We start from the raw sequence: 25,368 nt of genomic DNA, 5'->3' as shown, positions 1-25,368 counted from the left end.
GCTGTGGCGGCGGGGACCCGGCGCGGTTGCGTCAGCCGGCCCCCATCCGCCGTGCGACACCAGCGATGTCTTCGAGCAGTCCCGCCGGGCTCTGGTCCAGGTCGAGCGCGTGCTGGTGGATCAGGATGCCGGCGTGACGCACCCGGTGGGCGGCGTGCGAGGCGTTGCCCTTCGCGTAGACCAGGTGCCCCTCACCCAAGCCGAGCGCGGTGCAGTAGGCCAGCATCTGGTAGAGGTCGGCATCCGGGTAGCCACCCCGCTTCTCCACCTTGTACTTGGCGTCCGCCACCGCACACGGGGCGCCGTCCGGCCCGTACAGCACGAAGTCCGGCCGCATGCGGATGGCCGAGGCCTCGTCGAGGTGGTGGCTGTCCTGGAGCCGGCCCAACCGGCCCGAACCACGCAGGGCCTCGCGCAGCGCGACGGTCACGAAGTCCTCGAAGAGCTGGTTCATGTCGAACAGGAACCCGTCGACGCGCAGCCCGCCGGGAGCGTGCTCGACCGAAGCACCGCCGAGGAGGACCCCGGCGAGACGCAGGGCGCTCTGATACCGGGCGTTGAGCCGGGTCGGCTGCCAGCCGGGCATGGGCTGCCCCCGTACGACGGGCGTGACCTCGGCGAGCCGGGCACGCTGGTGCAGCAGCCGGCGCCGCACCTCGCGCGGGACACCGGGCAGCCGGAGCAACCGCTCGACGGCCGTGCGCAGGATGCGGTTCTCGGCGATGTCGGTGGTGAACTCGTCGTGCGCCACCTCCACCGGCAGCATCGCACCGAACCGCCGCCGGATCTGCTCCGCCTCCCTGATCCGGCCGCGGACGACCAGGGAGCTCTCCTCGGCAGCCCGGTACCCTTGAAGCAGCCCCCGGCGCAGTGCACGGTCGACCCGTCGCTCCACGGCATGGGCGAGGGCGGGCACCACGTCCCGGTGCTCGGCCACGTCCACTTCCCTGTCACGCCATCCGCCCGTGGGGTCGAGGCTGTAGCCGAGCAGGAAGAAGAGCCGGGCGATGGGCACCTTGGATCTCACTCGTACGGTGAAGGGTTCCCGCATGCCCGGCAGGGCGATGTTCACAGCCCCGACCTTGCTGCCGGCCCGCACCGTCCAGCGGCCGGGCGTGTACGGGTCGGGCGCCGCGTCGACGACGTCTCCGGCGGCCAGCACCTGCCCCACACCGTCGGGCAGGGCGAGGCCGGCCGCAGCAACGTACTCGACCAGCTCGACGCTGGACAGCACCTCCGCTGTCGCGGGTTCCGCTTCCGCGCGAGCACCGTCTCCGGCGGTCGTCATGCCAGTGACTCTCGCAACGCGGCCAGCCCGTACCGCGCCTCGACGTCCACACCCTCGCCGTAGTGGTGCTCCTCCAGCAGCGGAAGGATCTTCGTCCGCCAGGTCCGCTCCAGGCCGCCTTCCCGGAAGACGCCCTTCTTCATCAGATACGAGGGCCCGATGCGGAAGTCGAGCTCGTCGATACGGGAGTTGAGCGCTTCGAGCAGATCGGCGGGCTCAGGCTCCCTGCCCTCCCGCTCCAGCCAGCGACGCAGCAGCCCACTCGTCGGCTCGGTACGCGGCGACAACTCCACGAACGCGAACCGTCGTCGCATGGCCGCGTCGACGAGGGCGATCGAGCGGTCCGCGGTGTTCATCGTGCCGATGACGAACAGGTTGGGCGGCAGCGAGAAGTCGTCCCCGGAGTACGTCAGGCGTACCGACTTTTTGCGGTACTCCAGGAGGAAGTACAGCTCGCCGAAGACCTTGGCCAGGTTGGCGCGGTTGATCTCGTCGATGATCAGGAAGTGCGGGATGTGCCCGTTGCCCTCGCGGGAGGCGAGGTCGGCGAGTTCGCGCAGGGGGCCGGCGGTCAGCCGGAAGGCCACCTGCCGGGTCTCCGTGTCCTCCTGCGGCCGGAACCCTTCGAAGAAGTCCTCGTAGGCGTACGACGGATGGAACTGCACCAGCTTGACCTGCTCCGGGCCGCCCCCCAGAAACTCGGCGAGCTTCAGTGCGAGGTAGGTCTTGCCGGTGCCTGGAGGTCCGTAGAACACCAACTGCCGCTCGTCGGCGAGCAGGTCACGCACCTCACGCAGCCACGCCGTATCGTGGACGAGCAGTTCGGTGGCCAGTTCGTCCGTGGGCTCGGGCAATTCCGGGTCACGGCGGGCGACGATCGCCGGTACCTCCGTGGTGGGGTCCCGGTCTTCGGCCTCGGCCTCCTCGGCCAGCTCCTCGTCGCTTCGCCCGAGCCCGTCGATGAGGGGAAGCACGGTGGTGAGGTCCACGACGTCATGTTGCACGGACAGCTTCTGCTGGAGGGCCTCCGGCAACTCGTCGTAGGGCACATCACGCAGCCAGGTCACCTTCCGGCGCAGATTGGTGAGCCCGCCCTCGGACTCGACCTGCTCGGCCGTGCTGTCGACGAGTCCGACGTGGAGGCGTCCGCCGGAGATGGTGCAGACGGTGTCGCCGGTACGCATCTGGGTGAGGAAGTAGTGCAGTTCGTCGACCATCACCTGCTTCTGACTGTAGGAGGCGCTGGCGTCGTAGCCCTCTTGCACGTATCGGCGCAGGGCACTCTTGGTGGGGTCGTCCTCGCCGACCGGCGGCAGGTGTGTCGCCGCGAGCGTGACCAGCCCGTCGGGCAGCCACAGCCGTCTCACCAGGTCGCGCCCCGCCACGTTCGATCCGCGCACCAGCCACGCCTTGCGGGGCAGACGCCACGAATGCCCCAGATAGTCGACGAGCGGGAAGTCCTCCTCCGTACGCCACTCGGTGAGAGCGTCCGAGCCACGCCCGGCCACGATCGATGCCGCGGCCGACGGCGAGTTGCACTCGATGTCCCGGCCGGTCTCCAGATGGCCGGGCCACCGCTCCGACTCCCGGATGGCCCCTTCCTCGATCAAAGCCTCCCGCTGCGCCGTCGCGTACGGCCCCGCGCCCGGTAGGACCTCCCGGCGTACCGGCGAACCGGCCAGCACCAGAAACTTCGGACTCCCGTTCATCCCCTTCGAGGGCAACACACGCCCCCGCGCGTAGGGCCCGCCGTTCGGCAGCCGCAGCCGGAACTCGGGATACTCGTCGGCCATGTGCCCCTCACCTGCTGATCCGATCCTTCTCGCAGCGTACTGGCAGGCACCGACAGCGAGCTCCGAAACTCTTGTCCCCGTCCGCGACGGGCCTGGCCCCTGACAGTGCCAGTGCGGCGTCGGGGGCCAGGGGGATTGGAACCACTGCGGCGTCCATACGACGAGGCGGGCGCCGCAAATCGGTGGGGGCCGGTGTCGGCCTGATACAAGGAACCAGAGTCACACCTCTTCGTCGGTGTCCGTGAGACCTTGGATAACAGGGACGAGAAGTGGATGGACCTTGAATCCGGTGGCGCGGCCCGGGCCGTTCTCGTATTCGGCTTTGAGGACAGGGACTGCTGTGTCCGGGACGACTCCCTGTTCCATCAACTTCCTACTGATCCGCGTGATCGGCTTTGTGAAGCCCCGCAGGCTGCGGTCGTCGTCGTAGTCGCAGATTTCGTACACCGACGTCGCTTCGACGGGCCCGTCCATGTCGGCCGCGAAGCGAATGACGTCCACGCGATTGCCGTAACCCTCGTAGGCAAGTCCGTTGAAGAGGGCTTCGAGCGCCGCAGCGGTCCAGCCGCCGTTGGAAGAGTCGGCCTCTATGCGATCCACCCGCTCGATGTCCTCGACGGAACCGGCCTGGACGTTGAGTTGCAGAATCGGCGCGGCGACCTTCAGGAAGTCGTTGGGGGAGAGTAGGAACAGGCGCCCCCCTCCTCGTACGCGGAGTTCCCCCGTCAGCTCCGGGCGAGGACCGCGGTTCAGACCGCGTTCCTTGCGCCACCAGTCTTCCTTCGCGTCTGCGGTCACGAAAAGCACGTCGCATTGCCGGCCGGTAGCTTCGCGGAGCAACTGCTCCCAGACGAGGAAGTCACCGACCGCTCCATCGCCGTCCTTCTTGGCATCCATGTAACCCGGTGGCACGCGGTCTTTGACACGCTGCTGCCCGCGTGCGACGAGTTGGACGAGTTCTTCGGCGTCGAAGGGCGTGCCTACACGACCGGCCAGTGCGGTCTCCAAAGCGGCGATCACCGGGTCGGCGTTGGTGTCAGGAGTGATCTGTTGCCACTCGCCCTGACCGACTTCGTTGATCTTCTTCTCCACCTCGCCGAAAACCTCCGTCAGGCGATGGCGGAGGTCTTCGACTGCCTCTTCGCTCAGGGCCACACGGTTGCTCCAGGTTCGCAACGTCCTGACGGCGGAATCGGCGTGCTTGCTCATGTCTTGGGCCGCGCTCTCGCTGGTCGACCGAGCATCGCCGATGACACCCTCGCGGTTACGCCAGAACTCCTCGAGCACCTGATGGGGGACCCAGAGGCGTTCCCCGAGTGCGCTGAGCGCTCCGAGGAGGTCGGTGCGTGCCTGCTCGGTGTAACGGTAGAGGTTGAGCAGCACGTTCGCGTCAGGGGAGACGAGACCCCTCGCAAGCACGGAGGCGTAATCCGCTCTCGTCGGGGTCCGGAAGGCCCCGAAGTCATCAAAGAGCCCTCGCCCGCCCTCGGAGATCGGCACACTGCTCATCACGGCCCCCAGCCCCTCCGCCCGAGCTCTATCGCCAAGGCGCCCGGTTGTGACCCTAGCGTTACGTGTGGAGCGGCGGAGGCGAATGTCGGAGGTTACTTGCGTCCTATGTCGGTTGCTCATTCCGGCATGTTTCGCAGGGCGCCTGTGACGAACACCGTGGGATGCGACAGCACGGTGCTCGCCGACCGGTGGGACACCTCTGCCCAGACGGTCTTGCCGCCGGGTGGATACGGTTCCGTACCCCAGCTGTCGGCGAGGGCGGCGACGATGAGCAGGCCGCGGCCCGACTCGTTGTGGAGGGGAGTGACAAAGTCCGTCACAGGAGAGGGAAGCACGTCCCCGCGGGCGTCGGTCACGGCGATGCGGAGAACGCTGGCGGCGGCCAGGTCGTGAGTGAGGGAGAGGCGGAAGTCCCGCCCTTGGACCCGGCCGTGCAGAGCCGCGTTGGCCGCGAGCTCCGCCACGATCTGCTCCGCACGGTCAGCGACGTCGGGTGACATCTGCCAGGTACACAGCTGCTCGTAGGTGAGCAGCCGGGCGAGGCGGGCGCCGCGACGAGTGGACGAGAACTGCTGCGTGAATGTCCGCACGGTGGCAGGAGACTGGGGCGTGGTTGCGCTCATGGGGCCACGATGACCGGCGAGCGGGGGCGCAATCCAGGAGTGCGGACCGTACGCAGAGTAAGCGTACGCGCGGAATTTGTAGGCGGTACGCGGGCCGGGCGTCACGCTGGGTACAGATCAGCGGCCGCTGCGGGCACGGATCGCGGCCTCGCAGAGACGTCCACGTACGGTGCGTCACCGTACGGGCACTTTCGGTGGACTACGCGGGTTCGCATCGGTGACGCTGGGTGCCGGCGATCGCTGGGAGACGGGGCGGGCACGAGGTGTGCTTTTGCGCCCACGGTGGTTGCCGCAGTGTTCCCATGAAAGGGGTGCTCTTGATGACGACGCCGATTCCGAGGCCGTGGGGCCTGACCCGGATGAAGCCGTTTCCCGTGACGGCCCTACTGGCCGCGGCGACGGCCGTACTGGACGCGGACCGCCAGGTCGGGCGGTGGATCGGACCGGACGGCCTGGACGTTCCGGCTCTGGACCGGCACAAGCGCAGCGAGACCTCCAAGGAGACGAAGACGAAGACGTCCATGGACGGCACGCAGGACGAGGGAAGCGACCAGTCGGGAGACAGCGATTGAGCGCGGCATCGCCCGTCCTCGTCGTCACGCGGCTGGACGACGCGACGGCGGACGTCGTCGTCGAGGAACTGGGCAGGCGTTCGGTGCCGGTCGTCCGACTCGCCCCGGGCGACTTCCCGGCGACGACGACCGTGGCGGCGCGCGCGGAAGGCCCGCGGCTCACCGGTGAGGTGCTGACGGGAACCCGGAGCGTGGCGCTGGACGCAGTCCGATCCGTGTACTGGCGCCGTCCGCGCCCCTACTCCGCGCCCGACGGCCTGAAGGGACCGGACGCAGACTGGTGCGCACAGCAGGCACACCACGGCCTCGGCGGGATTCTGACCACTCTTCCGGGAGCGCACTACGTCAACCACCCGTGGCGCAATCGGGCTGCCGAGTACAAGCCGGCTCAGCTCACGGTCGCCGCACGGTGCGGGCTGCACGTACCGCCGACACTGCTCACCAACGATGTCGAGCGGGCACGGCAGTTCATCCGTGATCACGGCCCGGCCATCTACAAGCCGCTGTACAACGGCGAATACGTCGGCCCGGACGGTCAGGGCCTGACGGTGTGGGTCGAAGAAGTCGCGATGGCCGACGTCGACACGGGTGTCGCCCACACGATGCACCTCTTCCAGACCCGCGTGGACAAAGTCGTCGACGTACGGCTCACAGCGGTGGGGAACCAGCTGTTCGCCGTGCGGATCGACGGGTCCCCGGGACTGGACTGGCGCCGCCACTACGACGACCTTCACTACAGCCTCATCGACACGCCGCCCGACGTGGCGAAGGGCGTACACGAGTACCTTGCCGCGTTCGGCCTGGCTTATGGCGCCTTCGACTTCGGGCTCGACGCTGCCGGGCGGTGGCACTGGTACGAGTGCAATCCCAACGGGCAGTTCGCATGGTTCCCTGACCCCATCACGGGCCGGATCACCGCAGCGCTCGCCGACCAGCTTCAGTACTCCTCAGACCGGGACGGCCGATGACCAGCACAACCCATCTCCGCCACGGCCTCGCCCGCGAACTCGCCGCACGCGGCCTGCTCACTGACCCGGCACGGCGCGCCGCCGTCGAGGCGGTGCCCCGCGAACTGTTCCTGGGAGACGCCGTATTCCGCTCCAACGGCACCCACTGGGAGCCTGCACGTCGTGAGCAACTCGGCGAGGACGAGTGGCTCAGGATGGTCTGCTCGGACACCACCTGGGTGACGCAGGTCGACGGCATCAGCGCCCAGGAAGCCGCAGGCCCCGTCTCAGGGCGGCCGACCTCCTCCAGCACGCTTCCGTCGCTCGTCGTGCGGATGCTCGAACTCGCTGATGTCCGCGAGGGCGACATGGTCCTTGAGATCGGCACGGGAACGGGCTACTCCACCGCCGTCCTCTGCCACCTCCTCGGAGACGGGACGGTGTACTCCGTCGAGTACGACCAGGAGCTGGCAGCCACTGCCGCGCAGCACCTGCGAGCCGCCGGCCGCTCCCCGCATCTCGTCGTCGGTGAGGGCCTGGGCGGTCACCAGGACGGCGCCGACTACGACGCGGTGATCGCGACGTGTGCTGTGCGCACCATCCCTCCGTCGTGGCTGTGGCAGCTCCGCGACGGGGGCAGCATCACCACCACGATCAGCGGCTGGATCCTCGGCTCGGGCCTGATCCGCCTCGTCCTCGACGAAGAGGGCGTCGCACGCGGTCGCTTCGCCGCCGACCCGGTGTCGTACATGCTCGCCCGTCCGCACGAGCGGCCGCCCCGCCCCACCTTCTACGCCCACCCGGGCAGTAGGCGAAAGGCTCGGGTGAGCCCGGACCTGCTGGACGACTGGACCGGCCTCTTCGTCGCGCAGCTCGGCGCGCCGTCCGCCGAGTTGGTTCGTACGGAGGCCGGTCCCGCCCTGGTCGACGCGGCGACCGGCTCCCAGGCCTGGGCCGAGCCGGACGGCAACGGTTGGACGGTGCACCAGGACGGGCCGCTGAGGCTGTGGGACCAGGTCGAGGACGCGCTTGACGCGTGGCAGCAGGCGGGGGCGCCTGATCAGACGGCGTTCGGTATGACCGTCACGGAGTGGGACCAGGTTGTCTGGCTGGGCGACCCGGAGGGCCCCTGCTGGCGGCTGCCGGTCTGAAGGGCCCCCGATCACGTGCCTGGTCGTCGGCGCTGGGGAGCGACCTCGCCGCCGAATGTGCGGTTCCCGAACCCGGAGAGGGCGACGTACCACCGGGCGATGGTTCGGTTCACCGAGTCGGTTGCCCACCGCGTGTAAGGCCCTCGACGAGCCCTGCATTCAGAGGGGGAGCCTTGTCGCCGGACCCGGTTGGCGAACCCTTCGCCGGTCAATGATTGCGCAGTTTGTCCCGGGAGAGACGCTGCGCGGGCGGCGTTTCGCCGGGACAAGCTGTCCAATCCTGTTGCCGGGCTCAACGGCGCGGTGGTGTCCGGCCGTCGCGGTGGCGTTTGCGGGTCCCACGGTTCACGAGTGCCAGCGGTCGCGGCCGTCACGGCCGGGTCCGCAGACCATCGGGGTGCCCTTCTTGGTCACACCGGTCGCGCCGGGCGGGGAGCAGAACGAGCCGGGATGCACGACTCCGACGCCGCCGCCACCGGTGGAGCCACCTGACGACGTGGAGGAATCGCCGCCGGTGGTGCTGTTGTCGTCGCTGTCACTGTGGCCCTCGTAGTTGGGGTCGCCGGCGGGGATTTTGTATGTCGTGTCTTTCTTCGACGGGCACTTCTGGACGACATCGGCGTCGGTCCACTCGCCCAGGTCGAGGTGAACCGTGGTGGTGGGGGTGACTTCGCTGTTCTCGTCGGGGCGTTGGAAACACACGCGCCACTCGTCGCCTTCCTCGGCGGCCTCGTCGGCCGTGGGCGCGTCGAGGTCCAGGTAGACGTCGTCGAGTGTGACGCTGTCGAGGTCGATGCCGGCCCGGTCCAGCGCCTTGACGGCCGTGTTGTAGGTGTCACCGACGACATCCGGCATCGTCGGCCAGGGGAGCGGGGCGCCGTCCTTCGTGGGGCAGGGCTCGCCGTCCTTCACGGCGGCGAAGACGACGGACTTTGCAGCGGTGTCGGTCGTCTGGAAACACACCGTCCACGCCGACCGTACGACGATCGCGCGGTCTTCCGGGGACGCGTCATGCCGGCCGGGTGTGAAGTCGGCCGCACGGGCGCCCTTCTCCGCCTCGGCGAGTGACTTGCCCGTGTAGTCGGTGAGCTCAGGGACCTTCGCCTGGGTCGGGGAAGGTGTGGCTCCGACGGCCTTGTCGTCCGTGTCCTGTGGGCCGGCCACGGACTTGTCCGGCCCACTGTCGTCGAGTTGCCCGCTGACGCCCGCGCTGATCAGCATCAGGAAGAAGGCACCGAACGTGGCGCCGAGTTTGGCGTACCAGCGCCATGCGGGCAGCACCCACACGGCCACCATGGCGCCGATCATCACGAGGAAGCCGAGCGGGAAGCTCACCGCACTGAGCAGGGCCACGAGGGCCAGGAGGCCGAGCAGGGCGGGGGTGGTCTTCCACCAGGGCCGGGAGGACGGGGGTGGAGTGGTGTTGTACGGGTTCACGGGTGTTCTCTTGCTCCGGTGTTCAATCTGGGTCGGGTGGACCTTGACTCACGTCAGGGGCAAGGCGTTCAACAGCCGTGGCCGCGTTGTTGTTACGCGAGCAACCTGATCCGTACGCTACGTAAGCGTACGGGCACATTGCGTGGACGGTACGTCGTCGGATCCGTCAAGCTGGGCTTCTGTCGATCGTGGGGGCCGACGGGCGACGTACAGAGGCAAGCGGAGGTGGGCGCGTATGGCAGCTGGCGCGGGTGTGGGCGGCGAGACGGCGGCCTGCGAGGCGGAACGGGAGCCGGACCCGTCGGACAGTCTCCGGACGTTCGGGGCCGTCGTCCAGGCGCTGCGCGAGCACGCGGGGCTGAGCAGGGCGCAGTTCGGGGACCTGGTGCGGTTCTCCAAGCACACGGTCGAGTCGGTGGAGTTGGGGCGGCGGATGCCGGATGCGTCCTTCGTGGAGCGGGCGGAGGAGGCGTTGGGGAACACGGGGGCGCTGCGGCATTCGGCGCGGTTTCTGACGCGGGGGGAGGCGGGGCTGGCGGCTTGGTTTCGGAGGTGGGCTCGGCTGGAGCGGGAGGCGGTGAGTCTCGCCACCTATGAGTGCCGGTTGGTGCCGGGGCTGTTGCAGTCGGAGGGCTATGCGCGGGCGGCCTTCGAAACCCGCATTCCACCCCTCTGTGACGAACAGATGGAGGCTCAGGTGGCGGCCCGGATGGAAAGGCAGGGGCTCATCCGGGAATTGCCCAACACCAGCTTCAGCTTCGTGATGGAGGAGAGCATCGTGCAGCGCCCTCTTGGAGGTGAGCGCGTGCTGCGCGACCAGTTGGACCACACCTTGGATCTCGCCAGGCTCCGCAATGTATCCGTGCAGGTCATGCCTACCCGCACTGTGTCTCATGCGGGTCTGGATGGCCCTCTGGCCTTGCTGGAGACCCCGGAGGGGAGACTCTTGGCATACTCCGAAGGGCAGGAGAGCGGCCGATTGATTGCTGATCCGAAGCAGGCTGCCGTCCTCCACCGGAGGTATGCGACACTCCGCGCACAGGCCCTCAGCCCACACGACTCCGTGGGCCTGCTGGAGCGGATCAGAGGAGAACTATGAGCGGCACGCAACTGGCCTGGTTCAAGTCCAGTTACAGCGGTACGTCTGGTGACAACTGTGTTGAGGTTGCTGTCACCGAACAGACCATTCACGTGCGGGACTCCAAGGATGTGACACGACGCCCGTTCGCCGTGAGGCGCGAATGCTGGTCATACTTCGTTGGCTTCGCAGTGGAGTCTTGAGCCACCCCGTCCCGGCGGTTGCATAGGTAGCGCTCACCGCCGGGACACCAGGTCAGCGGAGGTCGGGGCCGCCTGCCTCGGCGAGCTGGTCGAGCACGCTGATCTCCTCGTCGGCGTCGTCCGCGGCGTCCGTGCTGGTGTCAGTGAACGCTTCGGGCGCCTCCTCGTCGGCGAGATGCGGGTACTTCTCCAGAAGGAACCGGCGCCGGTACGCCATCTCGGCCGCGTCGACGACTCCCTCCAACGTGGCCCAGTTCAGGGTGCCGCCCATGACGATCCCAAGGGCGGGTACAGCCTTGCCGAGCCCCTTCTTGGTCAGACGGAAGTGGAACGCCTTCGCGAACTGGGAGGAGACCTTGGCGAGAAGCGTCTCGTTCAGCACCTCCCACGTCTTGCCCTTGAAGAGTGCTTGCGTGAGCTTCGAGAGGTCGGCCATCGCAGCGTTCTTGGCGGTGGCCGAACTGGCCGTACCGACGTTGACGACTGACATCACGAAGAGCTTCTCGGCAGGGTCTTCGGGGTCGTAACCGTAGGCCAGCGAGACTTGGCCAACGGCGCGGGACGCGAGTCCTAGGACGAGTGCGGCATCGGCGAGGAAGGCACCGGCGATCGCCCCTCCAGTTGGCGCAGCCGCGGCCCCGGCGGAGGCGGCGATGACCAACTCTCCTCCGGAGATCGCGAATGCCGAGCCCGCTCCGGAGAGCGCGGCGGCGGCAGGGTAGTACCAGCTCGCCGCCCGGCCGTGGACCGTGTCGACCTGTTCGAGGTCTAGGCGGCGCAGGTCGGAGAGCGAGGTGACGTCATGCCCGCGCTTGTTGTGGAGCGCCACCACTCGCTTGGGAGAGAGCCCCGCTCGCGATACTCGTCCCACGGTCTTCCGTACGGACTGCACGGCGGTGCGGCCCCAGTCCGGCATGGCATCGGCGGCAACGCGCGCGCCGGCGCCGATCTTGGAAGCGCCCTTTGCGGCGAATTCCTGTCCACGTGCAACCGCAGCCGCAGCCCGCGGCCGCTTCTCCAGTTGCTTCGCGGCACGCTTCCCGAGTTGTGCGGCGCCGTTCGCCATTCGCTCGCCGGCGTTCTGCATGCCTTGTGACAGCGGGCGGCCCTTGAACTGCTGGATGGACTTCCATGCCGCGAGTTCGTACTCCGACGGAAGCGGATTGGGCGGCTCCGGCTTGCTCATGTTTCCCCCTGAGGTGTGGATGGTGATGCGCGAGTGGTGGCTTGTCATGTCGTCGAGGGCTGCAGAGCGGGGTGACGGGGGCCGTGGCCAGGGGCCGGGGTGAGGCTGGAGGTGTAGTTCTCGCCGTCGACGAGGGGATTCTCCAGGGTGAGGCCGGTGGCTGTCATGCGGTCGTACTCGGCGAGGATCAGTTCCTTGGTGCGGTACGTGTTGTACTTGGCCTCGTCCTTGCGGCGGACGATGAGGAAGGTATCGAGGATGTAGTCGACGTCGTCACGGGAGATTCCGTAGAGGTGGAAGAAGAGGGCGTCGAGTTCGGCGCGGATTTGCCTGCGGCGGTCCGGGCTCCAGCGGAAGGGTGCGCCGGTGTCGCCGAGGTGCTCGGCAAAACCGTTCATGTCATTGGCCGTGTAAGCGAGTTCCAGGATGCGAGGAGTGATGAAGGGGGCGTGAGCTGAAAGCTGGACAGGTGTGGGGGTGGGGAGCTGCTTGACGATGAAGAAGCTCATCGACGTGCCGCCAATGCTCTGCCGTGCCGCGTAATCAAAGGCGAACGACGACCACACGGCCCCCAAAAGCTCGGGAAGCTGGCACATAGCCAGAAGAAATTTGTGGCCGACGCCGACTGCGGGGAGCCATGAGCTGATCATACTTCGCTCATCGGTTGCTCGACAGATGTCCCGCCAGCCGAGGAGGAAGCTATGCGGCCAGTCCTTGTCGGCCAAACGCTTTCGGATTCCCGGAATGGGAATGTCCTCGCCATGCTTATCGAGCTTGCCCGACGGCGTGTCCTCCTCGGCAACCCAGTACTGGGGCACCACGAGCGTGTTGGGGTTGTTCTTGTCTGCGGGCGACAGGGAGTGGGCGCTACCCGCGTCGTCGTACGTGGCCCATCGGTGGTCGTAGTGGTGAAGCATCTTTGCCTCGTACAAGGGGAGCATTCGCTTCCCGTTCCTGGTGAAGATGTTCTCTTCCAGGGTCCAGCCGGTTTCCTCAAGTTCCTTGCGTGGATGCATGAGAGCCGAGTTGTGTCCCATGTTGAGAAGCCCTTGTGAGAACGACACCCGCCACGGATTGCCATCAGGGTCACCTTCTCTCCATAGAACCGAAAGCCGTCGATACATACCGAGCGTGATCTCCGCATCCTGCCTCGACCTAAACACGGGGAGCGTGCCTGTGTTCGGGTTTAGCAGTGCGATCTCTTCCGGCGTCAGCGTGAATGTCTTGTCCGCGTCGTCCAGTTCAGCGGGGTCGTGCAAGAAGAAGGCGAATTGGGCTTCTGGTTCGCGCAGGGATGGGCCGACCAAGGACAGAATGCTGAACTTGAATGAGCGGTGAACTCCAGGAAAGAGAGGCGCTGCGTTCTCGAAATCGTACAGCGCCGCAATCGCCCCACTCCGCACCAGATCCCCGGAGAAATGCTGCGTGCGCGCGTCCGTCGCGATCCCCGTTGGGACGATCACGCCCGCCCGGCCCTTCGGTCCGAGCAGTATCCGGTCCGTCTCCGTGAACACCGCGTAGGTGTTGAGGTTGCCTTGCCCGGTCAACGGGACCCGCCCTGAGCGTCGCAGGAAGTGGCTTTCCGCGTACACTCTCCGCTTGCCTGCCTCGAACTCCTTATACAGGGGAAGTGTGTCCGGGGAGCCCTTGAGCGCGTCGATCATCCTCTTGCGCACCGCCGTGCGGGACGCCTCCGCGATCTCCGGGGCCCGCTGTGCGAAGAACTCCTGCTCGCGGAAGTCCACGCTGTCCCACGGCGGATTCCCCACCACGCAGTCGAAGCCCCCGGCCCACCCGGTCGCCGCCGACACGTCCTGGTCGTCCTCGGGCACGGAGAACACCTCGGGGAACTCCAAGTGCCAGTGGAAGAAGGAGAACCGCATCCGTAGCTTGCTGATTTCGGCCTCGGTCTCCGCTGGCACGTTCTGGGCGTCCGGGTCCTCCAGGGCCTTGAACAGGGCGTGCGTCACCGGTCGCGGTGCTTCCGGCGTCTTCAGCCATACGAACGCGGCGCACCAGGCGTCCGCGACGAGCTGAGCACGCTGGTAGTCGGAGGACGTCGTCCAGGCCCCGTACGCATCCTCCTGTCGGCGTACGTCGGTGAGTTCCCCGGCCTCGACGAGCGTGATGGACCGCAGACGCTTGGCGAACGTCGTGTTGGCGACCTTGACCGACTCGCTGCCCAGGTCGAACAGGCTGCCCTGGCCGACCCGCTCCTGCTGGTTGATCTTCTCCAGGGCCTTCGCGTGCTTTTTGTCGTCGCCCTCGGTCGGGATGAACGCCTCGTCGGGGATGCCGCCCTGGAGCAGCTTGGGCGTGGTTCCGATCAGACCGTTGCCCTGCTTTACATGTGCGTCCAGGAAGCTCAGTGGTTTGCCCGGCTCCAACGCCTCAAGCCACAGAGAGACCTTGGCCAGGTCCACTGCCATCGGGTTGAGATCTACTCCGTAGATGCACCGGGCCACAACCTCGTGCAGCGCGTGGCGGACCGCGTCGAGCGTCGGCTCGGGGTTGCGTTCCCGTACCGCCGCCACCTTCTTGGCGATACGACGAGCCGCAGCCACCAGGAAGTGTCCGGATCCGCACGCCGGGTCGCAGACCGTCAGCGAGAGCAACTCGTTCACGATTGCGTCCGCCGGATCGGCAGCGCCCGCTTGCGCACCCGCCTCTTCACCGCGCTTCACCGCATCCTCGATCACCGGGTCCAGGCTGGAGTTCAGCAGACACTCGATGAGCGACGACGGGGTGTAATAGCTGCCTGTCGTCTTACGGGTGTTGCCCGCGACCTCGACGAGTGCGAAGGTGCGGTCGGCCGCACTGTGTTTCGGTTCCAGCTCAAGCAGGGACTCGTACACCGACCCCAGCTCCTCGGCGTCGAGGTGCCGGTAGTCCACCGCACGCCAGCGGCCCGAGCTGCCGTCCCGTACCTGGGACAGGTGGCGTACGGCCGTCAGCAGGGCCTCGTTGGAGAGCTTCAGGTCGTGCAGAGGGGCGTCTGTGTCTGTGTCGTTGAACAGGCCGCCGAGCCCGGGGAGGGCCAATTCGGGGCGGCCCTTCTCGTCGCCGAGGGCTGCCAGGACGATGCGCAGGGCCTCGTACAGGTCACCGTGGGCCGTTCCGCGCCGCTTCCGGGCGTGGGCGCGGAGCCGGGCCGACGAGAAGTAGTTCGCGTACCGCTCGCGCGCGATCCCGTCAGCACCCGGCGACAGCAGCGCGTCCCGGTCCTCTGCCACGAAGACGAACAGGAGCCGGTACACCAAGCGCAGCAGCGCCTTCTGCAAGGGCTTCGGACGGACGTCCTCGCGGAGTGATCCGTTCTCCGGATGCCGCAGGAAACCCGTGCCCAGCGCCGTGATGGCCTCCTGCACCCCCTTCCGCAACTGGTCCAGGGCACGCGTCCCGGACGCGATAGCCTCCCTGCGCCACTTCTCCAGCCAGCACGAAGACGGCGCCGCCCCCTCCGTCACCTCGACCCGCGACACATGCAGCAGCCGGTACAGCAGCACGAACTCGCTGAACAGTTCCCCGTCGAAGATCGCCTCCAGGTCGAACTCGACGTACGACGCCGTGGCCAGCGCGCTGGAGTCGCGCAGGAGGCGGACCTGGCGGCCGTTCGTCAGGACGCCCCACAAGTGGGTCTCCGTCCGGTTCAGGCACTCCTGGAGCATTGACTGGGGCGGGACCGTGCCCGCGCCGCCCGGGCGCTTGTCCAGCTCGGCGTTCCACGGCGTCTGGTGGATCAGGACGTGGCCCCAGCGGTGTGAGACCGGGAACTTCTTCTCCGCGTCCGAGTCGGCCGTGATGCCCGCGGGGCCCACCGGCGTCAGCCGGCCGAAGCCCAGTTCCTGCCACAGTGGCGCCAGCCAGTCGGTGTCGGCGCGGCCGGTCGGGTCGCTGGCCGGGACGCCCGTCTCCGGGTTCTCGGGCAGGTGCTTGCGCAGGTCGCGCCAGAGGGGCTTCAGGTACTCCCAGCTGCGCTCGGCCTCGTCCCGTACCGAGCGCGACGACGGCATGCCGTAGTCGGCGGGCTTGGAGCCGGGGACGTCCTTGCCCTCGGAGATGCGGACCAGCATGTCGGCCGGCAGTAGGCCGCCGACGGTGTGGACGGCGGTGAACACCTGGTTGCGGGTGGTGGCGGACATCAGGCGGACACTCCAGCGGAAGCAGAGACAGTGGAGGAAGCTGCGGGCAGGTAGACGTAGGTGCCGAGGATGTCGGCGGGCTTCTGGGCCGTGACCGACAGGCCGCGGACGATCTCGCCGGAGGCGGTCCGTACCCGGCGGTGGGAGGCGTCCAGCTCGGCGGCCAGTTCGTCGCCGTAGGACTCCAAGTGGGCTGTCGCGTCACCCAGTTCACCGAGAATGCGCTTCATCGTGCGCTCCCCGGACGCCGCCGCCGTGTTCTCCGTCGCCCGCGCCTCCAGCAGCTCCACCGCCCGCTCCTGCGGCAACCACACCGCGTTCCTCGGGGCGCCCTCGAAGGCCAGCAGGCGGGCGTCCTCCGCCACCACCTGCTTCTCACCGTTCCGGGACGGCAACGTCAGGTGGAAGCGGTAGCGGACCAGCAGCAGCGTCGTACGCGTCGTCACCGCGTCCGTCGTGACCACGCCGCAGCGGCGGGCGGGGCGGGCGCCGTCCGCCTGGGTGTCCAGGGCGGCGTTCAGTACGTGCGACGCCAGCGCGCCCACCACCGGGTCCGTCCGGACCAGCGCGGCCTCGCCTCGCGCCACCGCCGAGGTCGAGCGAAACGGGATCGGACGGTCCCGGTCGATCGTCTCTGCGCCCACGACCGGCGCCAGCGCATCCTGCAAGCTCAGCGGCGTGCCCCTGACCTGCGCCGTGAAGTCCTCACCGGAGTCACGGAGCACCGCGCCCAGCGCGTTCAGCGACTCCCGTACGAACGTATCGATCTCGCCCGCGCTGCCCAGCGCATCCCGAACGGCTGCGACCTCCCTCGCCACCTCCTCCGGATGGATGGAGCGCTGTGCGAAGCGCGACCGGGACGCCTTCTCCCTGTCGGCCGCCGAGTTCCAGTCCTGCTCCAGGTCCGCGAAGCTCTGCTGGAAGGAGTCCGACTCGAACAGCGCCTCCTGTTCGCCCTGCCTGCCGCGCAGCAGCAGCCACTCCACGATCGCGTCCGTCACGCCCGTCGACATCTCGTCCGGAACCGAGACCGAGATGCCCAGGTCCTTCTTGATCTGGCGGTGCTTCTTGATCAGCACCTCCAGGACCTTGCCGTCGATGCCGTTGTCGTCGCCGTAGAGGGTGATGACGCGGACCTCGTCGCGCTTCTGGCCGTAGCGGTCGACGCGGCCTTCGCGCTGGTCGTGGCGGGTGGGGTTCCAGGCCAGGTCGTAGTGGAGGACGGCGTCGAAGTGGTGCTGGAGGTTCACGCCCTCCGAGAGGCAGTCGGTGGCGATCAGGACGCGGCGGGCGGCGGTGTCCTCGCCGGCCTCTGCCGCCAACTCCTCGATGCGCTCGATGCGCTGCTGGGGAGAGAGCGTGCCCGTTACCGCCTTCACCACCGTCTTCGCCCCGAGCGGGCCGCGCTTCTTCGTCTCCGGGTCGTTGCCGAGCTGCTCGGCCAGGTACTCGGCGGTCGGGATGTAGCGGCAGAAGACGATCGGGTTGTAGCCGTCGGCCAGCAGGGCCTTGAGATGCCTGATGAGCGCCTTCAGTTTCAGGTCCTGTGCCGGGCCCTCCAATGCCTGCGCCCGCTCCGCGAGTTCCGCCAGGCGCGAGCCCGCGTTCTCCTCCGTCTCCGCGCCCGGGGCCACGTCCATTCCCTCCAGCGCGTCACTGTCCGCCGAGTCGCTGGTCAGCGGGGCGCCGAGCCGGTCCGCCTCCTCCGCCGACGCGGCCACCGCCGCCGCCGACCTGGTGCGTAGGGTCTGCGCCGCCGCCCTCGGTGACGACACCATGGAGCGCAGCAGCGCGATCGCCGACCACCAGGCGATACGGGCCTCGCGTCGGCCCTGGCCGTCCGCCTCCTCGACGCGCTCACTCGCGTAGGCGATCGCGTCGTCGAGCAGTGCCCGGTACTCGGGGGACAGCTTGTACGTCTCGTCCTTGAAGTAGCGGTCGGACGGGAACGCCGTGCGCTCGGCGAGCGAGTCGTCCGCCAGGCCGTCCTCCTTCGTCAGGTACTGGCGTACGTCCGCCCGCTTGCGGGCCACGAAGTGTTGGGCCAGGAGCTTGCGGCCCTTCTCCGAGTCGAGGTCCACCTGGGCCAGTTCCGGCTTGACCAGGCCCAGCAGGTTCCGGAACGCCGACTCCTTGCCGCTGTGCGGGGTAGCCGTCACCAGGAGCAGGTGCCGGTCGGCGTTCTCCGCGACGCGGCGCAGCAGCTCGTAGCGCAGTTGGTTCTGCGTGCTCACCTTCGTGTCGTCGGAGGTCACGCACGTGTGCGCCTCGTCGACGATCACCAGGTCGGGGCAGTGGCGTACGAAGTCGTCGCGGTGGCGGGTGGACTTGATGAAGTCCGTCGACACGATCACGTGCGGGTACTTGTCGAACAGCGACTGGCCCAGGTCCAGGCCCCGTTCCAGGCGCGACACCGTCGACGACAACACCAGCTCCGCGTCGATGCCGAACTTCGTGCGCAGCTCCTGCTGCCACTGCTCGGCCAGCGCGGGCGAGCACAGCACCGCCAACCCCGTCGCCTCGCCCTGCGCCAGCAACTCGCTCGCGACCAGGCCCGCTTCCACCGTCTTGCCGATGCCCACGTCGTCGGAGATCAGCATGCGTACTGTCTTCTGGCGCAGCGCCATCAGCAGCGGGACGAGTTGGTACGCGCGCGGTTCGACCGCGATGCCCGCCAGCGAGCGGAACGGGCCCGCGCCCGAGCGGAAGCCGACGCGCAGCGCCGTGCGCAGCAGGCCGGCGGCCCGCTGGTCGCCGAGGTCGCCGGGCTCCGGGGGTGCGAACTCGGCGCCCTTCACCGTCTCGAAGGCCGGGAACACCGCCGCGATGTCGTCGTCGGAGCCGCCCAGCGGGCGCAGCACCAGCAGATCGGGCTCGCTCTCGGGGAGCACGACCCATTCCCGGCCGCGTGCGGTGACCAGCGAGCCTGCGGAGTACGTGAGTGCCATGTCAGTCGTCAGATCCTCGAAAAGGCCTAGGCAAGCGGTCAGTTGGTCGTGGGGGAGCCGAAGCAGTCGGCGTAGGACTCGGCGAGTGCGTCCCAGTCGTCGCCGGGGCGGAAGCGGACGTACTCCCAGCCGGCGTCGAGGAGTCGTTCCCCGGCGTCCTCGTCGCGCAGGGCGGTCTGCTCCGTGTCGGGAAGGTCGACGAAGACGGCCAGGCGCATGCCCGGCTGCCGGTAGACGTAGTCGGGCGCGGCGTTGGCCTCGGTGAGGAAGGCGGCCGTTTCCGTCGGCAGGTTCAGGCCCTTGGCCTTCACCCAGCCCAGGAAGTCGCCCGCACCCGCCAGTTCCGTCGTTGCCGCGGCCTCCACCGGGGTCGGCTTCGTCGGGGATGGGGCGGCGGTCTGGGCGATCAGCCGCCGGTACTGCTCCGACCGGGACTCCCCGCGGGCCTCCCGCGTCGCCGTCGCCGACGCGAAGCGGACCAGGAGGGCGGCCACCGTGTGGCGGTTGATCCGGGCGTGGTCCAGCTGGTTGCCGTACGTCAGCAGGCACTCGTAGCAGCCCAGGGCGCAGGCGCGGTCGCCCCGGTGGGCTTCGTCGCCCTCGTCGGTGCCGTCGGCGGCGAAGTGGCAGATCTCCAGGGCGCGGCGGGCCGCCTTGGCCACCGCGTCGGTCTCCGCCTGGAGGCGACGCAGTACGCCCGCGCCGCCCTCCGCGGCCTCCATGAACAGCATGCGGCGGCGCGGACCGTCGTCCGGCGGGAGGAGCTCGGCGGTCAGCTCGGCGTCCTCCAGCTCGAACGCCGCCTCGATACCCCGCTCCAGCGCGTACATCAGCGTCAGCGCGATCGGCTCGGGCAGCGCCTCGTCGAGGGTGACGACGAGGATGTTGCGGCGGTCCTCCACGAAGGGGATGACCCGCTTCTTGCGGCGCCGTTCGTTGCCTTCGGCGTCGATGACCGGGAGCTCGCTGGAGTCGCCGGAGGCTTCAGAGGCGTCCTTGTCGTTCATCCAGCGGCCGTCGGCCAGGTCGAGCCAGTAGCCCGGTGGCTCGTCCTTCTTGGCGCGGACCCGGCCGGTGTTGGTGATGCGGACGGTCGCGGAGTCGCCGTACGCGATGTCGGCGAGCCTGCCGCCTGCCGCGTCGTCGACCGTCGCGTTCAGGCGGCCCCTGCGGGCGCCGTGGTCGTGGAAGCGGTACGACGTCTCCAGCTTGAAGCCGGCGCGGCGCCGCTCCTCTTCGTCGGACGAGATCCGCTCGCGGCGGGTGGTGTACACCGTGTGGAGGTGGAGGAGGCCGTACGTCGCCGAGCTCAGCGGCTCGTCGCAGAAGCCGCAGCGGTCCTCGCGCTCCTTCGGGTCGTGGTGGTAGCCGCAGTGGGCGCAGCGGCGGGCCTCACCCGTCGTGAGCTCGCCGGAGGAGTCCGGGGGCAGCTGGATGCGGGTGACCTGGTAGCGGGCGCCCTCGTGGTAGATCAGCGAGCCGGGACCGAACTCGCGGATGGCGAGGAAGCGGGGCCGCTGGAGGTAGTCGCCGTCTCCGCGGCGGCGGCCGATCGTCGGGATGTACGCGGCCAGCGGCAGTCGCGGGAAGCTGTAGCCGGGAAGGAAGCCCTCGGAGGCCAGGTAGCGGTACGGGTTGAAGTCCGACAACACCGACTTGCTGTCCACGCTCTCGTTCATCAGTAGGTTGAGCTGCGTTTCGGCCTCACGGCGGCGGGCGTTGGCGCGGATGCGGTCGCCCTCGGTGAGGCTGTAGTCCAGACGGCGCTTGTTCTGGACGTACTGGTCGTCCAGGGCGGCGCGGAACAGGCTGCGCCAGCGGTCGAAGGCGCGGTCGAAACGCTCCGGGACCGTGCGTACCTTGTCCTGGATCCAGTCGTCGTGCCACCAGGTGGTGTCGACGAAGTCGGGGAGGAGCGGGCCGAGGACGCGCAGGGCCGCGTCGACCGTGCGGCGCTGGGCGCCGTCGTCGTACGAGGCCGCCTGGATGTCGGGGAGCAGTTCCAGAGCGGGGTTGGGGCGGTCGCCGGTGTCCGGGTGGGAGACGTCCAGGACGTCGGGGATGGCGCGGCCCAGGCGCAGGCCGGCCTCGGCGATCCAGATGCCCTGGAGGTGGGAGAGGACCAGGTCCTCGTTGGCGAGGTCCAGGCGGGGCGGGGCGACCGCGCCCGCGACCATGCGGTGGGAGCGACGGAAGTAGTACTGGTCGTGGCTGTTGCCCGTCGCACAGTACGTCGTCACCAGTGCCGGCTGGCCGCTGCGGCCCGCGCGGCCCGAGCGCTGGGCGTAGTTGGCGGGTGTGGGCGGGACGTTGCGCATCATCACGGCGTTCAACGAGGAGATGTCGACGCCCAGCTCCATCGTGGGGGAGCAGTACAGGAGCTTCAGCTCCGCCTTGCGGAAGGCCTCCTCGCGCTTCTCGCGGTCCGCCGGTGCGACCTGCGCGGTGTGCTCGCGGGCGAACAGGCCGGACAGTGCGTCGGCGGTCTCCCGGTACAGCTTGAGGAAGAAGGTGTTGATGCGCGGGCCGTCGCCGCTCTGGTAGGTGCGGGTGAGGGGGTCGTGCGCGCCCGACTCGCCCTTGCCGGCCCGCCAGACAAGAGACTGGGCGGCCACCCGGTATCCCGTCGTCGTCGGGCCGGACGCACGGCGGTAGCGGCCGGGGCGCTGTGGGGCGGTCTCGACCTCCTTGACCAGGCCCGCCTTGGCGAGGACGGTCAGCAACTGGGCGATGATCAGCTGGAGGTCGTCCTGGTCCAGCTCCGCGAAGGAGCTGTCCGCGCGCTTCAGGTACTTGCCGTACTTGCCGCGGGCCGACAGGAACAGGCTGGACCGGTCGGCGCCCGGGCGGGAGGGGTGCGGGTAGGCCGTGCCGATCCGCGGCTTGTCTCCGGCGGAGAGGACCCAGGGGTCCACCAGCCGTTCCTCTGTGGCGCGTTGCAGCGACTCGAAGGTGTCGTCGCGGAAGTAGGAGACGTCGATCGCCAGGGAGCGGCGCATCTCGTCCAGCAGCGCCTTGACGACCTCGGCGCGGAGTGCGGGGTCGGCGTCCCGCAGCGCCGGGTGGGCGGTCTCCCAGCGGTCCTGTTTGCCGGCCACCCAGTGCAGGTCCTCGTAGTCGATCTCCAGCAGGCCGGTCTGCTCCAGGTTGGGCATGGTGATGCGCCAGCCGCGCTCCAGGTCCAGGTAGAGCCGGAAAGCGATCACGTCGCGCAGTGTGCGGGCCGCGTTGCGGGCCAGGCCGGGGGCGAGGTCGGCGTCGCCGGTGTATTCGCCGGGGGCGAGGGCCAGGGCGTTCGTCACCGCCGAGGCGAGTTCCTCGTGGTGCACGCCGTCCTCGCCCGCGTCCAGGGCCGCCCGGTACAGCGCCCCGCGCAACTGGGTGATCTGGACGAAGTCGTTGAAGTGGCCGGCCTGGAGAGAGGCGTCCTGCCGGTTGTCGACGAAGGTGAGGAGCTTGCGGGCCTCCTTGTCCAGGGCCTCCTCGGGCACCGACTTCAGCGAGCGCACGATGGACGCCGAGACGAGAGAGGTTGCCGACGAGCGGCCCTCCTGGTCCAGCGTGGCGAGCTTGGCGAAGTCCTTGCCGCGTGTCTGCTCGTACGCCACCCCGCAGTGCAGGCAGAAGAGGAAGGGGGACGGGACGAACGCGGCCTTGAGGTCGCCCTGGCCTCCCCGTCCCTCCTGTCCGTACGGGTCGACGGTGACCGCGCGCGGTACCCGGTCGCGGTAGGTCCGCTTGACGACTTCCTGGCCCCGGTCGTCCAGCTCCAGCCAGGACTCGGGAAGTCGGCGGTCGTCTACGGCGTACTGGACGTTCGACGGCCACTCCCGCTCGTGGTCGACGTAGAGGTAGCCGTCGCCCTGCCGGCCGCCGGTCGCTGAGGTGTCGCGGCGGGCCTCGTAGCGGACCTCGCCGTCCTTCTCGGTGCGCCACACCGTCAGGTACTCCTGGCCGCACTCGCGGCAGAAGGCCAACGGCATCAGCAACTTGCCGCCGCTTCCGGGCTGTTCGAGCTGGTAGGAGCGGGTGAGGTGCCGGGAGAGCTTGTCCTCCAGGGTGACGTACACGGTGTCGCCCTTGGAGAGGAACTGGTGCAGCCGGAACGCGAACAGCGGGCGCTCGGTCACCGGGTGGAGGGCCTGTGAACCGGCCTCCAGGGTCGCGCGGATGGCGGCGACGCAGTCCGTCGCGGGGACGCCCGACCGCTCACTAAGCTCCCTCGCCGCGACCTCGATCTTCGCCGGCCGCTGCCGTACCAGGCGACCCGACTCCTCGTCCTCGACCAGCCCGAAGCGGCTCTCGATCCAGCGGGCCAACGGGTCGCGTACGAGGTCGTCGTAGGCGCGCGGGGCGGCGGGGGAGGTCAGGCGCTCCGCGGGTACGGCATCGGGTGCCTCGCCGGTCGCGCGGACCAGGGTCTCGCCGATGACGTGCTGGGGGCGCACCTTCGTGCCGAACAGGGTGCTCGCCACCTCGGCGACCACGTCGCGCTGGTCGTCCAGCGTGCCTTCGGTCGACATGGTGGCCGAGGTGCCGATGCACTGCAGGTCCGCGGCCTGGCAGGCCTCGCGGACTCGGCGGATGAGCAGGGCCACGTCGGCGCCCTGGCGGCCGCGGTAGGTGTGGAGTTCGTCGAAGACCAGGAACTCCAGGCCCCGCGCCATCCGGATCAGGCTCGCCCGGTCGGCGGGGCGGGTCAGCATCAGCTCCAGCATCACGTAGTTGGTGAGCAGGATGTCCGGTGGGTTGTCGCGGATCTCCCGGCGTTTCTCGTCGTCCTCCTGGCCCGTGTAGCGGGCGAAGGTGACCGGCTCTTTGCCGGCGCCGTAGCCGTCGCGCAGGTACTTCTCCAGCTCGCGCAGCTGACTGTTGGCGAGCGCGTTCATGGGATAGACGATGATCGCCCGTACGCGCTTGGTGGCGTCGGGGCCCTCCTGGTCGCGCTCGCGCAGCACCTTGTCGACGATCGGCACGATGTACGCGAGCGACTTGCCGGAGCCGGTCCCGGTCGTCAGGACGTACGAGGCCTTTGAGGCGGCGGCGTCGATGGCGTCGCGCTGGTGGCGATGGAGGGTGAGCGGGCGACCGTCGCAGACGGTGCCGCCCTCGGTCTTCTTCGCCTGGAAGATGCGGGCGCACTCGGCGTGCAGCACCTTCTGCTGGGCGAGTTCGACCACGGTGCCGCCGCCCTGGAAGAACGGGTTGAGCGACAGCCACGGGTCCGGCCACTGAGACTTGGCGTCGAGGTCCTTCTCGACGTGGTCCGCGATGCGGTCGTCGCGGATGACGGTGCCGCCCTCGGTGAAGGAGCGGTAGTCCTTGATGAGCGCGCGGTGCACGCCGAAGACGTCCATGACGGCGCCCGGGGCGGACCTCGTCTGCGGGACGACCTCTTCCGGGGCGGCGGGGGTCGCCGGCGCCGGTGCGGCGTTCCGCAGCGGGACCGTCGGGTCCAGGGCACCCCAGTGCGGAATCAGGCCCTCGGCGCCGGACAGGGCGAGCGGGACGAGCGCGTCCCGGACGGTCACCGCGTCGGCGGGACGGTCCGCCGGGTCCTTGGCCAGCAGGCGTTCCACGAGGCGGGCGAGCTCGACGGGAACCTCGCTGCGGATCACCCGGACGGGAGCGGGCTGCTGGTTGACGTGCCGGTCGGCGAGCTCGTACGCGGACTCGCTGGTGAACGGTGGAACGCCGACGAGCATCTCGTAGAGCACGCAGCCCAGCGCGTAGAGGTCGGCGGCCTGGGTGACCTGTTTGGCCAGGCACTGCTCGGGGGCCATGTAGCGGGCGGTGCCCACACTGACGCCCGTGCTGGTCAGCCGGGTCTGGTCCGGATCGTCGACGATGCTGCCCATGCCGAAGTCGAGGACCTTGACCGTGCCGCCCTGGGTGAGCATCACGTTGGCGGGCTTCAGGTCGCGGTGCACGATTCCCGCGGCGTGCGCGGTCGCGAGGCCGGCGGCGACCTGCGCGCCGATGGCGGCGGCCCATGAGACGGGCAGCTGCGGTTCCTCCTCGACGAGGTCGCGCAGGGTCTCCCCGTCCAGGAACTCCATGGCCAGGTAGAGCAGGCCACCGGGAGCGGCGGAGTCCTGTTCGATGCCGCCGGCCACGAGACGGGTGAGGTTCGGATGCAGGAGTCGGCGCATGATCCGCACTTCGCGTTTGAACCGCTGCACGGCCTTCGCGTCGCCGCCGGTGTCGATCTGCGCGCCAGTGCGGCGGCGCAGGATGGTCTTGACGGCGACGCTGCGCTCCGGCGACCCCTCCGGGACCTGGAGGTCCTCCGCCTGGTGAACCTCCCCCATGTTGCCCCTGCCGATGACGCGCCCGACGCGGAATCTGCCGTCGACCAGCCCGTGGCTCACTGCCGCTCCCTCAGTCCTAGTCCCGCGTTGCCGGACGAATCCGCCCGCGGGAAGCCCCCTGACCCGCTGCCGCACGCACGTCCCTCACGGGGCCTTGTCGATCGTCGTGGTCATGGT

General features: G+C 68.9%; 14 protein-coding genes. 5 read left to right on the top strand and 9 right to left on the bottom strand.

Going from position 1 to position 25,368, the window contains the following annotated elements:
• Nucleotides 1-31: 31 nt before the first annotated feature.
• The 4 genes from ACIQFU_RS12790 to ACIQFU_RS12775 all read right to left on the bottom strand — a co-directional run bounded on the left by ACIQFU_RS12790 (nt 32) and on the right by ACIQFU_RS12775 (nt 5,216).
• On the bottom strand, nt 32-1,288 hold the full coding sequence (locus tag ACIQFU_RS12790) for an McrC family protein (RefSeq protein WP_402550985.1): 1,257 nt from the start codon (nt 1,286-1,288) through the stop codon (nt 32-34).
• A complete protein-coding gene (locus tag ACIQFU_RS12785; protein ID WP_402550984.1) occupies nt 1,285-3,081 on the bottom strand; it encodes a DUF4357 domain-containing protein in 1,797 nt (598 codons plus the stop codon). Before ACIQFU_RS12785 ends, ACIQFU_RS12790 begins: the two co-directional genes overlap by 4 nt.
• Nucleotides 3,082-3,300: 219 nt before the next feature.
• Complete coding sequence (locus tag ACIQFU_RS12780) at nt 3,301-4,590, bottom strand: PIN-like domain-containing protein (RefSeq protein ID WP_402550982.1); 1,290 nt, start codon at nt 4,588-4,590, stop codon at nt 3,301-3,303.
• Nucleotides 4,591-4,709: 119 nt separating this feature from the next.
• Nucleotides 4,710-5,216, bottom strand: coding sequence for an ATP-binding protein (locus ACIQFU_RS12775; RefSeq protein WP_402550980.1), 507 nt, complete (start codon nt 5,214-5,216; stop codon nt 4,710-4,712).
• 320 nt (nt 5,217-5,536) lie between these two features.
• Between ACIQFU_RS12775 and tgmA the strand changes: the two genes are divergently transcribed.
• The 3 genes from tgmA to tgmC are packed head-to-tail and all read left to right on the top strand — an operon-like array spanning nt 5,537 to nt 7,886.
• Complete coding sequence (gene tgmA / locus ACIQFU_RS12770; RefSeq protein WP_402550978.1) at nt 5,537-5,788, top strand: putative ATP-grasp-modified RiPP; 252 nt, start codon at nt 5,537-5,539, stop codon at nt 5,786-5,788.
• Nucleotides 5,785-6,756 (top strand): ATP-grasp ribosomal peptide maturase, encoded by a 972-nt coding sequence (gene tgmB / locus ACIQFU_RS12765; RefSeq protein WP_402550976.1) that lies wholly within the window; start codon nt 5,785-5,787, stop codon nt 6,754-6,756. The genes tgmA and tgmB overlap by 4 nt, the downstream gene beginning before the upstream one ends.
• Nucleotides 6,753-7,886 carry an ATP-grasp peptide maturase system methyltransferase gene (gene tgmC, locus ACIQFU_RS12760; RefSeq protein WP_402550974.1) on the top strand — a complete coding sequence of 378 codons (1,134 nt, stop codon included), beginning with the start codon at nt 6,753-6,755 and terminating at the stop codon, nt 7,884-7,886. Before tgmB ends, tgmC begins: the two co-directional genes overlap by 4 nt.
• 345 nt (nt 7,887-8,231) lie before the next feature.
• Here tgmC and ACIQFU_RS12755 read toward each other — a convergent pair whose 3' ends face one another.
• Entirely contained in the window at nt 8,232-9,323 is a 1,092-nt protein-coding gene (locus ACIQFU_RS12755) for a PASTA domain-containing protein (RefSeq protein WP_402550972.1), read from the bottom strand.
• A 235-nt stretch (nt 9,324-9,558) separates the two neighbouring features.
• On the opposite strand from ACIQFU_RS12755, the gene ACIQFU_RS12750 reads away from it, so the two are divergent.
• Together ACIQFU_RS12750 and ACIQFU_RS12745 are read left to right on the top strand one after the other, a co-directional pair.
• Entirely contained in the window at nt 9,559-10,422 is an 864-nt protein-coding gene (locus ACIQFU_RS12750; protein WP_402550971.1) for a Scr1 family TA system antitoxin-like transcriptional regulator, read from the top strand.
• Complete coding sequence (locus tag ACIQFU_RS12745; RefSeq protein WP_402550969.1) at nt 10,419-10,604, top strand: DUF397 domain-containing protein; 186 nt, start codon at nt 10,419-10,421, stop codon at nt 10,602-10,604. Before ACIQFU_RS12750 ends, ACIQFU_RS12745 begins: the two co-directional genes overlap by 4 nt.
• A 52-nt stretch (nt 10,605-10,656) precedes the next feature.
• Here the strand turns inward: ACIQFU_RS12745 and ACIQFU_RS12740 are convergent, their stop codons facing one another.
• Genes ACIQFU_RS12740 through ACIQFU_RS12725 form a run of 4 tightly spaced genes read right to left on the bottom strand, consistent with a single transcriptional unit; the run spans nt 10,657 to nt 25,251 of the window.
• On the bottom strand, nt 10,657-11,790 hold the full coding sequence (locus tag ACIQFU_RS12740) for an EcsC family protein (protein WP_402550967.1): 1,134 nt from the start codon (nt 11,788-11,790) through the stop codon (nt 10,657-10,659).
• A gap of 44 nt (nt 11,791-11,834) precedes the next feature.
• Complete coding sequence (locus tag ACIQFU_RS12735) at nt 11,835-15,932, bottom strand: Eco57I restriction-modification methylase domain-containing protein (RefSeq protein ID WP_402550966.1); 4,098 nt, start codon at nt 15,930-15,932, stop codon at nt 11,835-11,837.
• A complete protein-coding gene (locus tag ACIQFU_RS12730) occupies nt 15,932-18,880 on the bottom strand; it encodes a DEAD/DEAH box helicase (protein WP_402550964.1) in 2,949 nt (982 codons plus the stop codon). The genes ACIQFU_RS12735 and ACIQFU_RS12730 overlap by 1 nt, the downstream gene beginning before the upstream one ends.
• A 38-nt stretch (nt 18,881-18,918) precedes the next feature.
• A complete protein-coding gene (locus tag ACIQFU_RS12725) occupies nt 18,919-25,251 on the bottom strand; it encodes a protein kinase (protein WP_402550963.1) in 6,333 nt (2,110 codons plus the stop codon).
• Between the last annotated feature and the right edge of the window lie 117 nt (nt 25,252-25,368).

The organism is Streptomyces sp. NPDC093065 (genome assembly GCF_044754585.1).
GTDB lineage: Bacteria > Actinomycetota > Actinomycetes > Streptomycetales > Streptomycetaceae > Streptomyces.
Note: the sequence above shows the minus strand (reverse complement) of the source record. Positions and strands in the feature narration are given on the sequence as shown.

What these genes read in the sequence shown, in the direction of transcription:
- ACIQFU_RS12785 (WP_402550984.1), bottom strand. Translation starts at nt 3,081, where the DNA reads ATGGCCGACGAGTATCCCGAGTTCCGGCTGCGGCTGCCGAACGGCGGG.
- ACIQFU_RS12790 (WP_402550985.1), bottom strand. Translation starts at nt 1,288, where the DNA reads ATGACGACCGCCGGAGACGGTGCTCGCGCGGAAGCGGAACCCGCGACA.
- ACIQFU_RS12745 (WP_402550969.1), top strand. Translation starts at nt 10,419, where the DNA reads ATGAGCGGCACGCAACTGGCCTGGTTCAAGTCCAGTTACAGCGGTACG.
- ACIQFU_RS12775 (WP_402550980.1), bottom strand. Translation starts at nt 5,216, where the DNA reads ATGAGCGCAACCACGCCCCAGTCTCCTGCCACCGTGCGGACATTCACG.
- ACIQFU_RS12750 (WP_402550971.1), top strand. Translation starts at nt 9,559, where the DNA reads ATGGCAGCTGGCGCGGGTGTGGGCGGCGAGACGGCGGCCTGCGAGGCG.
- tgmA (WP_402550978.1), top strand. Translation starts at nt 5,537, where the DNA reads ATGACGACGCCGATTCCGAGGCCGTGGGGCCTGACCCGGATGAAGCCG.
- ACIQFU_RS12780 (WP_402550982.1), bottom strand. Translation starts at nt 4,590, where the DNA reads ATGAGCAGTGTGCCGATCTCCGAGGGCGGGCGAGGGCTCTTTGATGAC.
- ACIQFU_RS12735 (WP_402550966.1), bottom strand. Translation starts at nt 15,932, where the DNA reads ATGTCCGCCACCACCCGCAACCAGGTGTTCACCGCCGTCCACACCGTC.
- ACIQFU_RS12730 (WP_402550964.1), bottom strand. Translation starts at nt 18,880, where the DNA reads ATGGCACTCACGTACTCCGCAGGCTCGCTGGTCACCGCACGCGGCCGG.
- tgmC (WP_402550974.1), top strand. Translation starts at nt 6,753, where the DNA reads ATGACCAGCACAACCCATCTCCGCCACGGCCTCGCCCGCGAACTCGCC.
- ACIQFU_RS12740 (WP_402550967.1), bottom strand. Translation starts at nt 11,790, where the DNA reads ATGAGCAAGCCGGAGCCGCCCAATCCGCTTCCGTCGGAGTACGAACTC.